This is a genomic window from Synechococcus sp. CCAP 1479/10 (genome assembly GCF_019038515.1).
Lineage (GTDB): Bacteria > Cyanobacteriota > Cyanobacteriia > PCC-6307 > Cyanobiaceae > Cyanobium.
Genome location: NZ_JAFKRJ010000026.1, coordinates 203,743 through 217,426, shown reverse-complemented (window position 1 = coordinate 217,426; position 13,684 = coordinate 203,743). Strand labels below are relative to the sequence as shown.

Here is a 13,684-nt window from a genome sequence, read left to right as displayed (position 1 = left end):
CGGTGCATGTCCTGCTGTTCGATCCGGGCAGTGACCAGGAAGGCATCCACTCGCTCGAGCTCGGCGGCCGCACGGTGGTTCTGTTGTTTGAGAACCCCGACGACGCTGAGCGCTACGCCGGGCTGCTCGAAGCCCAGGACTTTCCGGTGCCCTGCGTTGAGGCCCTCAATCGCCAGGATCTGGAGGATTTCTGCGCCGAGGCGGGCTACGAGGCCCGTTTCGTCCCCGCCGGCTTCATGCCCGAGAGCGAGGAGGAGCGGCTGCTGCTCGCCCCGCCCGAACGCAACATGGAGGTGACGGGCTGGAAGGAGGAGCCGACGGCCCCCGACGTGGAGGACCCCCATGGCCCCGCCGGCGATGCGGAGCTGGAGGCCTTCCGCCGTCGCCTCGAAGGTCTGCTTTGAGCGCCACCGGCGACGACAGGGGCCACCTGCTCACCGAGCGGCCCAACCCCGCCAGCGAGACCCTCGACCAGCTGCCGACGGCAAGCCTGGTGGAGCTGTTCTGTGCCAACGACCTGCTGCCCCAGCAGGCGGTGGCCGCCGCCGCGCCGGCCCTGACGGCCGCCATCGACGCCATCGCGGCACGCCTGGCGCGGGGCGGGCGCCTCTTCTACCTGGGGGCGGGGACCTCGGGACGGCTCGGGGTGCTGGATGCGGCGGAGTGTCCGCCCACCTTCTGCAGTCCCCCGGAGCTGGTGCAGGGCGTGCTCGCGGGTGGAGCCGCGGCCCTGCTGCGCAGCTCCGAAGGGCTCGAAGACCTGCGGGAGGCGGGCCGCGACGACCTCATCCAGCGGGGCTTCGGCCCGCATGATGCCCTGGTGGGCATCGCCGCCGGCGGCACCACCCCCTACGTGCTGGGGGGACTGGCCCACGCCCAGGCGATCGGGGCCCTCACCGTGGCCATGGCCTGCGTGCCCGCCCAGCAGGTGCCGATGCCCTGCGACATCGACATCCGCCTGCTGACCGGGCCGGAACTGCTGACCGGCTCCACCCGGCTCAAGGCGGGCACCGCCACCAAGATGGCGCTCAACATCCTCTCCACCGGCGTGATGGTGCGCCTGGGCAAGGTCTTCGGTAACCGGATGGTGGATGTGGCCGTCACCAACAGCAAGCTGGAGGACCGGGCCCTGCGCATCCTTCGGGATCTGGCCGGCGTTCCCCGCGAGCAGGGACTGGGCCTGCTGGAGCAGGCCGGGGGGTCGGTGCGGCTGGCGCTGCTGATGGCCGCCTCCGGCCTCGAAGCCGGGGCGGCCCGTGCGGCCCTGGAGAGCCACGGCCCCGGCCTGCGCCAGTGCCTCGAAGCCCTCGGCGTCAGTCTGCCGCCGTCGTCGCCCCCTCTTCGCTGAACGGTCCCCAGTAGGGGGCGGTGAACAACTCGGTGCGGCGCCGGGTGGCCGGCGGCACCTGGGCGGCCGGCGTCATCAGGGCATCGCGCAGGGCCTGGTGGGCCGGGCTGGGGGGCCGCAGGGCCTGCACCCGCTCGGCGGCCAGCCGCACGATCTGCTGGGCCAGGGCCGCATTGGCCCGCAGGTTGTCGATCACCAGCTCGACGGTGACGGCGTCATGCATCGCATGCCAGCAGTCGTAGTCGGTGACCATCGCCAGGGTGGCATAGGCCATCTCCGCCTCCCGAGCCAGCCGTGCCTCGGTGTGGTTGGTCATGCCGATCACCGTGCAGCCCCAGGAGCGGTAGAGCTCGGATTCCGCCCGGGTGGAGAAGGCCGGCCCCTCCATGCAGAGGTAGGTGCCGCCGCGGTGGAGCTGGCGCCCCTCCGGCATCAGGCTGTCGCTGACGTCGCCGAGGACCCGGGAGAGCACGGCGCAGTAGGGGTCCGCATTGCCGACGTGGGCCACCAGGCCCTCCCCGAAGAAGGTGAGCGGCCGCTGCATGGTGCGATCGATGAACTGATCGGGCACCACCATGTCGAGGGGCCGCACGTTCTCCTGGAGGGAACCCACGGCGGACACCGACAGGATCCAGCGCACGCCGAGGGAGCGCAGGGCCCAGAGGTTGGCCCGGTAGGGGACCTCGCTGGGGGTGAAGGTGTGGTGACGGCCGTGCCGGGCCAGGAACACCACCTCCAGATCGCCGATGCGGCCGATCCGCAGGCTGTCGGAGGGGGCTCCGTAGGGGGTGTCGACCGTCAGTTCGCGCACGTCCTCGAGGCCCTCCATGGCATAGAGGCCGCTGCCACCGAGCACCCCGAGGCGGGCCCGGGAAAGGTCGGACGTCGGCAGACCGCTGGCCTGGGTCGATGGGGAAGGGGGCTCGGTGGTGGCCATGGATGCGGGGTGCCCTGGACGGATACAGTCGAAGTTTGCCTCCTCGACCGTGCCCAAGGCCCTGATGGACACCGACGCCGGACTGATCACCATCGATCTGTTCGACGCCGATGCCCCCGGTACCGTCGCGAACTTCGTGAAGCTCTCGAAGGACGGCTTCTATGACGGCCTGGCCTTCCACCGGGTGATCAACGGCTTCATGGCCCAGGGAGGTTGTCCCAACAGCCGCGAGGGTGCCCGCGGCATGGCCGGCACCGGTGGCCCCGGCTACACGATTCCCTGCGAGATCAACGCCCAGAAGCACAAGGCCGGCAGCCTGTCGATGGCCCATGCGGGCCGCAACACCGGTGGCAGCCAGTTCTTCCTGTGCCATGGTCCCCAGCCCCACCTGGATGGCCAGCACACCGTGTTCGGCCACACCGAGAACATCGATGTGGTGCTGGCCCTGAAGAACGGCAGCCGGATCCGCAAGGTGACGATCGAGGACTGATCGAGGACCAGGCCGCGCCAGGCCTCACCGATGCTGCGCGACTGCGTCGGCTGGCCTGGCGATCACGTTTTCTGATCGATGCGATGGCGCTGCAGGCGTCCAGGCCCCTGAGTCCGCCCTTCCCACCCCAGGGATCGGGCGCGGCAGGGGCTGTGGACGATTCAGGGGCATGGCGCCCCGGTCCACGATGGCGTTCGGGACGGGGAGGATTGTCCGCTCCACGGGAGGGAGCACCGTCGACGCCGCCGGCGGTGGGTGATGAACGGCTGAATCAGTAACAACCAAGACAGATCAACCGATCTGCGGGGCTGCGACGCAGCCGGAGTCCAAGTCCATTGGACGGCTGTGGCATGGCGTTCATGGGCTTCGGACGCTCCCCTCGGCTCTCGTGGAGGATGGAAATGATGGCAGCTCGGGGGATAGATCCTGATTCGGCACATCTCCCTTTCCCTGATCACTACCCCGCTGCTGATAAGAGTCACGGCATGTTGAGCTCATGCAGATCTGCAGCACATAGGCTGACTCGTAACTATTAGGCACATCATCTTCCGGGGTCGAGGAATGACAACGGTGGTAGGAATGAAGAGCGGCCCGGCTGAGCATCTCTGCCTTGCCCTCCTGGGATTACAGGACATAAAGACCCTTCATCCTCACGACTCATGACCGCCACCAACATCACCCGCACTGTCGGGATCGACAAATCCTCCATTGAAGTCGGCACCAGCACAACGGTGACGGCGTCGGCGGATTCCACCACACCCGCCATTGATGACGTCGTTTCCGGCGACGCCAGTGCCACGGCGGCCACCACGGCCCAGGCCGCCATTCTCAACAGCCGCATCAAGATCGGCACCTCCGGCACACTGAATGCCGTCGAGGAGGGAACGGTGGGGGCCGCAGCCACCACCACCAGCGGCAATGCCACGGCCAGCGCCAGCAACAACGGCCCCACCGGCGGGATCATCAACACCTGGCACCATCCCAACCAGATCCAGGTGGGCACCAATGCCGTGGTGTCGTCCACCGCCACCAATGACGCCCTCGCGGTGGCCGAAGCGGTGGACGGAGCCTCCAGTGCCTCGGCCAATGCCGGCAAGGTGTTCGGCCTCAAGAACGTGGGACTCAATGCCGGCCAGGGCACGAGCCTGGCGGCCAGCGCCACCGGGACCAGCACCGCGGCGGCCGAATCGGTGGGACTGCCGCCGGGAACGGGAGCGTCCACCGCAACGGCCGGTGCCTACGACGCCAAGGTGGTGGGCATCTACGCCAGCGGTGCCAAAGGCGGCGAGGTGCCTCCCCCGACCGATGAGGACGCTGCGAGCGCGTCCAATGGCGGCGAGAAGAAGCCCCTGACGATCTCCTTCGGCAGCACCGGAACCGTCTCGGCCTTCGGCACGGGCGCCTTCGACGCCTCCGCCACCAGCGTGACCGGGGCGGCTGACGCCCAGAGCCGGGCCAAGCTCGTGGCCGGCATCGCCGTCGGCCGCGACCGGTTCTCCAACTCCAACGGCGCCAGCGAGAGCCAGAGCGCACCGGAGATGACGTCCCCGGGTGGTCTGGTGATGAGCTTCGGGGAGAACGGGGCGGTGGCCGCCCAGGGCTCCGTGGGCAACGGCGGTGTGGGTGCCAGAGCGACGGCTGAAACGGTGACCGGCCCGGCGGCCGCCACCGTGGGCATCAAGACCATCGGCGGCATCGTCGATGTCAACCAGCTGGGCAATCAGAGCCTCTCCAATGGCCCCGGCTCCAGCTCCATCCTCACCGTCGGCAAGGACGGTGACATCCAGGCCGCCGCCGTGGGCAACAGCGCCGCCTCCGCCAAGGCGGTGACCGCCCCTGCCAACGTCGACGTGTCGGCCACCACCAACCACAACAACGTGGTCGGCATCGCCATCGACAAACTGGCCATCGGCGAGAACGCCACACGCCTGTTTGCCCAGGGCTTCAGCAAGCAGGCGGCCACGGCCCAGAGCACCACCTCCGGCGGTGATCCGATCGCCAGTGCCGCCAATGGCGACTTCGTCGCCGGCGTGCACGCCACCACGATCACCGTGGGCCGCAACGCCACCGACCCCGTGGCCGATGCCTCGCTCAACGCCAGCGCCACGGCCGGTGCCGTCACCACGACCGCCGGCAGCACCGCCCTGGCCGGCAACGGTTCCACGGTGGTGGGCTTCAACCAGAGCAGCCTCGCCATCGGCGAGAACGTGCTTGGAACCGGCGTCTTCAGGGCCACCGCCGCCTCCGATCTGGCTGCCGGCGCCACCGCCACCACCGGTGACACCACCGCCCGGGCCGGCGGCAGCGGCTCGAGTGTGATCGGCCTCAACGCCTCTCCGGTCACGATCGGCAAGGCCGGCAGTGTGGCGGGTTCCGCCAGCGGCACCGTGGGGGCCACCGCCGCCTCGGTGACCGGCGACGCCGTGGCGGAGGCCGCGCAGAAGGCGCGTGGGATCAAGGACAGCAAGATCGCCATCGGCACCGACGGCAACGCGACCGGCACCGCCGGCCTGACCGGTACGGCGTCGGCGACCACCACCACCGGTGACGCCGACGCCGCCACCGATCTGTCCGCCAAGGGGATCGACAACGACGTCACGATCGCCATCGGCAAGGCGGGCAACGTGACCGGCACCGCCACCGTCACCGACAGCCGCACCCTGGCCTCCGCGGTGACCGGCGCCACTGATGCCAGTTCCGACCTCAAGGCGATCGGCATCCACCTCGGCAACACCAAGGTCACGATCGGCACCATCGGCAACACCACCGGCACCGCCACGGCGGCCGCCCCCAGCGTCCTGTCCACCACCACCACCGGTGATGCCAGCGTCGGGGTCGAGCAGACCGCCATCGGCATCAAGGGCAGCGGCTACGACGGCATGGGAGCCCTCAGCAGCTCGGGCGGCAGCGCGATCAGCGCAGGCCTGGCCGGCAACGTCATTGGCCGGGGCACCGGCAGCGCCCTCGGCACCGCCAACACCATCACGGGCGACGCCCTGGCCGGTACCGAGGCCTTCATCGCCGGCATCAAGAAGGTCGACCTCTCCGCCGACAACGTGACCGCGGAAGCGCAGGGGACCTACGGGACCAATGCGATGGCCGTCACCGGTGATGCCACCGCCAGTTCCGACGTGAAGGTGGCAGGTCTGCTGGGGAACTGGAACAACGCCAGCCTCAACGGCGATCTCAGGGCCACGGCGCGTCTGGTGAACGAGGTGATGGCCTCGACCACCACCGGGATGGCCACCGCCACCGCCAACAGCGATGTGGTGGGCATGAGCGGCTACCAGATCAACATCCTCCAGAGCGGCAACATCACCGCCTCGGCGGTGAGCGAGACCCTGGCCCAGGCCTCCACCGTGACCGTCTGACGTCGCTGCGGAGCGATCTCTCCTCCGGGGCCGGATCCACCGATCCGGCCCCTTCCCCTGACTCCCTTCCGGTCCCTGCGCCCCGTTGCCCCATGGCGATTCCACCCATCACCACCGCCCTGTCGCGGGCCCTGGCCCTGCGGCTCGACCAGGGCAGCACCTATCTCGGCGGCAGCCTCCAGCTCACCATCGCACCCAGTGCCCAGGCCAGCAACCGGGTGGTCCTGCCGGCGCCGGAGCCGGTCGGCTCCATCGCCACAGCCCTTGGCCTGGGCCTCGGCTCCAGCCGGTTCCTGGCCAGTCCCGCCGACGCCTCCTTCTTCGACAGCCCCGGTCTGTCGATCGTCACCGGGGGCGGCGCGATCGCGGGAACGGCGGCCGCCACGGCCACCACGGTCGGCCGCAACACCAATCTCGCCGATGCCACGGCCACCAACATCGGCCTGGCCAACCTCGACGTGGTCACCCGCGGCGGCGGCGCCCTGCGGATCGGCACCCCCGCCGACCCCCTGCGGGCGGCGGCCTCGGCCGCGACCCGGTCCCTGCTGCCCGCCGGGGGCCTGCCGTCACTCACGGCCCAGCTGTCTGCCCTCGCCACGGTGCGGGGGCTGGAGGGTGCCCCGTCCGCCGATTCCCCCGCAACGGGCGTCCTCCCCACCTTCTTCGGCCAGCCCAACGCCGCGGTACTGGCCTCCGCCACCCTTGACGCCGATCCGGGGCCGACGACCAGCGCCGCCCGCGCCGTGGCCGATGCCAGGGGCATCGAGGGCTACCGGGTGATGGCCCTGCCGGCGGCGGCGCCGGGGTCCGCGGCCCAGATCAGCGGCATCGCGGCCGCCAGCCTCTCCCTGGCGGGCGCCCCACCCAGCGGAGCCGAGCCAGCCGAGCTCTCGGCGACGGCCATCGGCATCGATCACGCCGTCCTGCGGGGGCCTGTGACTGGAGCGGTGAGCGTTCAGGGATCGGGCCTGGCCCAGCTCGACACCGCCAGCACTCCGCCACCCGGATCCCTGCGGCTGAACAGCCTGCAGGGCATCGGTCTGCTGGCCGTCGATCTCCAGAGCAACGGCGGTGCGCCCATCACCAACGAGGGGGCCACCGTGGTGGGCATGGGGGGCTTCGCGTCGCCCGGAGGCAGCGGATGGCTGCCGGCCATGGACGCGGCGGGCATTGATCGCTCCACGATCCTCACCGGCTCCGGCAACGACGTGGTGATGGGCCGCATCCACACCGAGCAGAGCTCGGGGCTGGACGCCGACGGTGACGGCGTTCAAGAAGCCGATGTGTTTCTGGATGCCTCCGCCCTGATCGGCGGGCCCGGTGGCTTCGACGGGATCCGCGACAGCCGGATCAACACCGGACTGGGGGACGATGCGGTGGTCGGCGCCGCCAGCCGCAGCCGGATCGAGGCCGGCGGCGGCGACGACGCGATCCTCCTCGACCGTGCCCGCAGCTCCTCCCTCGATGGCGGCTTCGGCGACGACGCCATCGCGGTGATGGGCCTGGCGCTCGCCAACAGCCTCCAGGGCGGTTTCGGCAACGACAGCCTGACGGTGGCCGCCGGCGACGGCAACCGCCTGGACGGCGGCTTCGGCCAGGACCTCACGGTCGGCGGGACTGGCTCGAACACCTTCCTGCAGTCGAATGCGGGTTCGGCGCTCAATGCCTCCAGCAGCGACGCCTTCGCCCAGCGACTGGCGGATCCGGCGTTCTGGGGATCGCTGGGGAACCAGCAGAAGCAGGAGCTCTGGGAGCAGGGCGCCCTGGTGCAGGGCGGCCAGACGCTGGGACTCCTGGACACCATCAGCAACTTCGACGCTGCCCGGGGCGACGTCCTCGAACTCAGCAGCACCCTGGGCTCCCTCACCCAGTCCCTCTGGCAGAGCCAGGGGGCGATCTTCGGGATCCAGGGCGGCCAACTGGTGGTGCGTGACGGCCCCCAGAACAGCCAGATCGGCGTGGTGGTGGGAAGCCTGGCGGACATCCGCTCCCTCGGCATCGGCTCGCCCTCGCTGGCCTACGCCACCGACACCCGCCAGCTGCTGTTCGATGCCGACGGCGACTGGTCGAAGGGCAGCCGCAGCCTCGGCACCGTGACCATGGCCGATCCGGGCGCCCTCACCAAATCCAGCATCCAGTTCGGCGGCGGCGGCTGACCCGGGGCGATCGCGCCCGTTCCCATCCATCCCCGAGGGAGTGACCCATGCCTTCCGTTCCCCAGCTTCACCATGAGCTCGGCCGCGCCCTGGAGGCCATGGCCCGCCTCCCCCTCCACGATGTGCTTGAGCAGCGGGGGGTCCTGCGGGCCCTGGCCCGGGAGCTGGCGCTCGAAGGCCTCCGGCAGGAGGCCCGTTTCTCGTCGGATGAGGTGGGCGAGATGGGGGCGCAGCTGTGGGCGGGACTGCCCGGCGACGCCCCCACCGTCCCGGAGACCGACCTGGCGGGGGACTGGATCGGCAGCCTGCCCGAGGACGTGCGGGGGAGGGTCCGCCAGCGCTGGGACCATCTCCGCCTCCAGAAGGTTCTGGAGGATCGCTACGGAGAGCGGGTGGAGGCCCACTACCTCGAGCGGCGGGCGGATCTCGAGCAGGTGGTGCTGCGCCTGATGCGCCTGCCCCAGCAGGGGCTCGCCGAGGAGCTCTACCTGCGCCTGATCGACGACGGGGCCAGCTTCGGCGCACTCGCCAGTCGCCATTCCCTCGGCGACGAGAGCGTCACCCGGGGGATCGTCGGTCCGATCGAGCTCTCCCAGCTGCACCCCACCCTGCGCGGTGTACTGGCTTCCCTGGCCCCCGGTGACATGCACCCTCCCTTTGTGCTCGAGGCGTCGATCCTGCTGGTCCGGCTGGAGCACCGCCGGCCCGCCAGCCTGAGCGAGGCCCTGCGACACCGGCTGCTGGAGGAACTCCTGCAGCCGGATCTGGAGAGCTGGCTGGAGAGCGCCCTGGCGGAGCTGCGCCGCACCCACGCGGCGGCCCCGCTCCCGCCGGCTCCCCTACCAGCCCTGGCGGGAGCCTGAGCCATGACCACCGCCCCAACCCTCGACGACCTGCTGCGCTGCTTTCCCTTCCTGGCCGACCAGCCGCCGGAGCTGCTCGGGCGCCTCTCCGCCGAGGCCGAGCTGCAGCGCTTCCAGCAGGGCCAGCCCATCTGCCGCGTCGACCACCCGCCGGCCCGGATCTTTCTCCTTCTGGAGGGCACGGCCCGCTCGGTGGTGTTTTCCCGTCGTCTGGCCCGGGGCGTCAGCACCCTGCAGCGGCTCCAGCCGGGAGCGGTGCTGGGTTGGACCCTGATCAGCTGCGGCCGCTGCTGGGAGACCCTGATCGCCTCCACCGATCTGGTGGTGGTCGCCCTGCCCCACGAATCACTGCAACGGGAACTGGAGCACCATCCGCTCCTGGCGGAACGGGTGCGGGGCGGCGTCAGCCCGTCCGAGCTGTTCGCTGTCCTCGATGCCCACCTGCTGGACTACCCGCGGGCCCTCTCCCAGGAGGTTGTGGCGGCCGCGAACCAGCTGGCCGATGGCACGGAGGTGCGCACCTGGAATCCGGCGCAGCCGGCCGCCTTCGTGGCTGAGACCGAACGGCTGTGGCTGGTGGCGGCGGGGCCGCTGCCCTTGGGCACGGCTGTGGTGGACACGGAGCCCTCCGAGGCGCAGGAGCCCCTCCGTCTTCTCGGCATCGACCGCCAGGCCCTGGCGGCGATCCTGGAACCGACGCCGCCGGAGCAGGCCGAGGTCACAGGTGATGGCTGGCGAGCCAGGCTCCTCGCCCGCTGGGAGCAGCAGCGCCCGGGCCTGGAGCCCGCCGCGATCACGGCCGCCGAGCCGATCGACCTGACGGCGCCGGCCCCCGGGCCCGTGTCGGATCCCCAGGGCCCCGAGGCCTTTCCCTGGGTGCGGGGCACCGGTCCCCTGGAGTCGCCGATCGCGGCCTTCCAGATGCTCAGCCAGCATCTCGACCTGCCCTTCCGGCGCGAGATGCTGCGCCGGGTGTTCGGCGACCAGGTGCAGCGGCACGGCGAGGCGTCCCTGCCGCTGGCGGGTGCGGTGGCCGAATCGATGGGGCTGCAGACCCAGCTGCTGGAGATTCAGGTGGGTGCTCTGCCGCGGCTGACACCACCGTTGATGATCCGCTGGGGCAACGGTCTGGCGGTGATCTGGCGCTGCACCGGCCGGTCGGTGCTGCTGGGCATTCCGGCCGTCGGCAACCAGGAGCTCTCCCTGGCGGACTTCCGGGACCAGTGGGGCGAGGCCGGGGATGTGCTGACGCTGAGGGTCAACGATCTGACGCCGCGGCGCCGGTTCGGTTTCCGCTGGTTCCTGCCGGCCCTGCGGGAGCACCGCACCGTGCTCCTTGAGGTGCTGCTGGCCAGCTTCTTCGTGCAGCTCTTCGGCCTGGTGAACCCGCTGCTGATCCAGCAGGTGATCGACAAGGTGATCATCAACAACAGCCCCGGCGCCCTCGGCGTGCTCGGGGTGCTGCTGGTGGTCTTCGCCCTGTTCGAGGGGCTGCTGCTCTGCCTGCGCACTTTCCTGTTCGTGGACACCACGAACCGCATCGATCTGAGCCTGGGGACCCAGATCATCGATCACCTGCTGCGGCTGCCCCTCAGCTATTTCGATCGCCGACCGGTGGGGGAGGTGAGCAGCCGCATCGGCGAGCTGGAGAAGGTGCGCGGCTTCCTCACCGGTACCGCCCTGACCACCATCCTCGATGCCGTCTTCTCGGTGCTCTACATCGGGGTGATGCTGATCTACAGCTGGCAGCTCACCCTGCTGACCCTCGCCGTGGTGCCGTTCCTGGTGCTGCTGGTGCTGGTGGTCTCACCGATCGTGCAGGTCCAGCTGCAGAGAAGGGCCGTCGCCCATGCCCGCACCCAGAGCCACCTGGTGGAGGTGCTCAGCAGCATGATGACGGTGAAGGCCCAGAACATCGAACTGCGCAGCCGCTGGAAGTGGCAGGATCTCTACACCGACTACGTGGCCGATGGGTTCGATAACACCCTGGTGGGCACCACGGCCAGTTCGATCAGTGGATTCCTCAACAAACTCTCCGGTCTGATCGTCATCTGGGCCGGCGCCGGCATGGTGCTGTCGGGTGCCCTCAGCCTGGGGGAACTGATCGCCTTCCGCATCATCGCCGGCTACGTCACCGGGCCCTTGCTGCGCATGACGTCGATCTGGCAGTCCGTGCAGGAAACCGCCCTCTCCCTGGAGCGGCTCAGCGACGTCATCGATCACCCCCAGGAGGCCCCCGAGGACAACGCCAGGCGCCTGGTCATGCCACCCATCCAGGGGGAGATCCGCTTCCGCAACATCTCCTTCCGCTACCAGCCCTCCTCCCCCCTGCTGCTGAAGGGCCTGAACCTGACCATTCCCCACGGCACCTTCGTGGCGATCGTCGGCGCCAGCGGATCGGGCAAGAGCACCCTCACCAAGCTGCTGGCACGGCTGTACACCCCCGAAGAGGGCGTGGTGCTCGTTGATGGGATCGACGTGGCCAAGGTGGAGCTCCATTCGCTGCGCCGCCAGCTCGGCATCGTCCCCCAGGACACGGTCCTGTTCGATGGCTCCGTGGAGGAGAACATCACCCTCACCAACCCCGACGCCAGCACCGAGGAGGTGATCGAGGCCGCCCGGATCGCCGCCGCCCACGACTTCATCATGGACCTGCCGGCCGGTTACTCCACGGAGGTGGGGGAGCGGGGCAGCAGCCTCTCGGGTGGCCAGCGCCAGCGGATCGCCATCGCCCGCACGATCCTGCAGAAGCCGCGGCTGCTGATCATGGACGAAGCCACCTCCGCCCTCGACTACCAGACCGAGCGCGTGGTGAGCGAAAACCTGATGCAGGCCCTGGCGGGCTGCACCGTGCTGTTCATCACCCATCGCCTCTCCTCGATCGTGAAGGCGGACATGATCGTCTGCATGGGGCAGGGGGCTGTCCTGGAGGTGGGCCGCCACGACGAACTGATGCAGGCCCGCGGTCCGTACTACGCCCTCTTCCGCCAGCAGGGGCGTTCCTCCCCGACCCAGTCCCCCGAAGCCGTTGCCCCGCCCGTCGTGGCCATGCCGCCACAGGCAACGGAGCCGGTCATCGCCGCAGGAGGAATGGCACCATGACCCCCTTCGCCGACGGCACCACCAGCACCAACGGCCACGGCCTCGCCGCCGCCAACGGCCATGGCAACGGGCACGGCCCCACCGCCACGATGGCGCCCGGGCAGGCCCCCCCCGCTGAGCCGGCGCCACCTCCGGTGCGTCTCTCCCGCCAGCGCCGCCGTACCCATCTGCCCCGCTCCACCAGAGGCTGGAGCCGGGCGATCATCTGGAGCCTGATCGGCCTGACAGGTTTCGGCGTCGTCTACGGCTCCGTGGCCCGCATTGATTCCTCGATCAGCACCACCGGCAAGCTGCGTCCCGTCGGTGGCAGCCTCGACGTCCTCCCGCCGTTCACGGCACCGATCCGCCAGGTTCCGGTCCGGGAAGGCCAGTCGGTCAGGGCCGGCCAGCTGCTGGTGGCGTTCGACGCCCGGGAAGCCTGGCGCGAACGGCGCGACCTGCTGCTGCAGGCGGATCTCTGGCGCCGGCAGGTGAACCAGGCGGCGCAGCCGCTGGGCCTGCCGTCCCTGCCGGGCGGAAGCCGGGAGGAGCGGCAGGTGCTGGCCCTCGATCGCCGGGACATCGAGCTGCGCCGGCGGGTGGCCCTGCAGCGACTGCGCCGCAGCCAGGCTGGCGAACGGGAGCAGACCGATGTGCTGGCGGCGCTGCGGGCCCGCTTCGCCCTCAACGCCAACATCCGCGAGCGGATGGCCCAGCTCGCCCGCGAGGGGGCGATCTCCCACCTCGAACTCGAGCGCCAGGACGAACGCCAGCTGGATCTGCTCAGCACCATCCGCCGCACGGAACAGCAGCGCGCCGCCGCCGGCAGCGGCGTGGTCGAGAGCCTGACGAACCAGGAGCAGGTGGGCACGGACAACGCCCGCCGCCTCTGGGATCGCTACGACGAGGCCCGCCATCGGCTGCTGGAGACGTCCACCCGCCTGGGCCAGGTGGAGGAACGGCTGCGACTCGGCCGGGTGGTCGCGCCGCGCGCCGGCAGGGTCTTCGATCTTCAGGCCAGGTCGGGGGAGATCTCCAGCCCGGGCCGTCCCCTGCTCCGGCTGGTCCCCCAGGGACCCCTGGAGGCGGAACTGGCGATCTCCAACCGGGACATCGCCTTCCTGCGGCCGGGGATGGCGGTTGATGTGCGGGTGACCTCCCTCCCCTTCACCGACTACGGCTCCCTCAAGGGGACCGTGGTGCGGGTGGGGGCGGATGCCCTTCCCCCCGACCCCCGCAGCGGCGAGGAAACCTTCCCCGTGCTGGTGCGCCTGGAGCAGAGGCCACTGGGACGGAACGGCCGCAGCTACCCCCTGCAGGCGGGCATGGCCGTCACGGGGCTGGTGCAGCTGGGCACCCGGCCGGTGCTGGCCCTGCTCAACGACCGGTTCGGCGGCGTCCTCGACGCCACCCGCACCATGCGCTGAGCCCCCTGCAG

The 13,684-nt window shown here is 70.4% G+C and carries 9 protein-coding genes; 8 read left to right on the top strand and 1 reads right to left on the bottom strand.

The features are described from left to right. The first annotated feature begins 2 nt into the window (after positions 1-2). Entirely contained in the window at positions 3-404 is a 402-nt protein-coding gene (locus tag KUG39_RS09275; protein WP_216914699.1) for a DUF3110 domain-containing protein, read from the top strand. Next, positions 401-1,348: an N-acetylmuramic acid 6-phosphate etherase gene (gene murQ / locus KUG39_RS09270; RefSeq protein ID WP_216914689.1), complete on the top strand. Its 948-nt coding sequence runs from the start codon at positions 401-403 to the stop codon at positions 1,346-1,348. The genes KUG39_RS09275 and murQ overlap by 4 nt, the downstream gene beginning before the upstream one ends. Here murQ and mtnP read toward each other — a convergent pair. Continuing rightward, complete coding sequence (gene mtnP, locus KUG39_RS09265) at positions 1,314-2,285, bottom strand: S-methyl-5'-thioadenosine phosphorylase (RefSeq protein ID WP_190609462.1); 972 nt, start codon at positions 2,283-2,285, stop codon at positions 1,314-1,316. The genes murQ and mtnP overlap by 35 nt on opposite strands. Before the next feature lie 49 nt (positions 2,286-2,334). Between mtnP and KUG39_RS09260 the strand changes: the two genes are divergently transcribed. The 6 genes from KUG39_RS09260 to KUG39_RS09235 all read left to right on the top strand — a co-directional run bounded on the left by KUG39_RS09260 (position 2,335) and on the right by KUG39_RS09235 (position 13,673). Then, on the top strand, positions 2,335-2,775 hold the full coding sequence (locus KUG39_RS09260; protein ID WP_094584601.1) for a peptidylprolyl isomerase: 441 nt from the start codon (positions 2,335-2,337) through the stop codon (positions 2,773-2,775). 659 nt (positions 2,776-3,434) lie between these two features. Continuing rightward, entirely contained in the window at positions 3,435-6,146 is a 2,712-nt protein-coding gene (locus KUG39_RS09255) for a beta strand repeat-containing protein (RefSeq protein WP_216914687.1), read from the top strand. A gap of 92 nt (positions 6,147-6,238) precedes the next feature. Further along, on the top strand, positions 6,239-8,302 hold the full coding sequence (locus tag KUG39_RS09250; protein WP_216914685.1) for a calcium-binding protein: 2,064 nt from the start codon (positions 6,239-6,241) through the stop codon (positions 8,300-8,302). Between the two features lie 47 nt (positions 8,303-8,349). Next, positions 8,350-9,165, top strand: coding sequence for a peptidylprolyl isomerase (locus KUG39_RS09245; protein ID WP_216914683.1), 816 nt, complete (start codon positions 8,350-8,352; stop codon positions 9,163-9,165). A 3-nt stretch (positions 9,166-9,168) separates the two neighbouring features. Next, positions 9,169-12,267 carry a peptidase domain-containing ABC transporter gene (locus tag KUG39_RS09240; RefSeq protein WP_216914681.1) on the top strand — a complete coding sequence of 1,033 codons (3,099 nt, stop codon included), beginning with the start codon at positions 9,169-9,171 and terminating at the stop codon, positions 12,265-12,267. Next, positions 12,264-13,673 carry a beta-barrel domain-containing protein gene (locus KUG39_RS09235; RefSeq protein WP_216914679.1) on the top strand — a complete coding sequence of 470 codons (1,410 nt, stop codon included), beginning with the start codon at positions 12,264-12,266 and terminating at the stop codon, positions 13,671-13,673. Before KUG39_RS09240 ends, KUG39_RS09235 begins: the two co-directional genes overlap by 4 nt. Positions 13,674-13,684 lie beyond the last annotated feature (11 nt).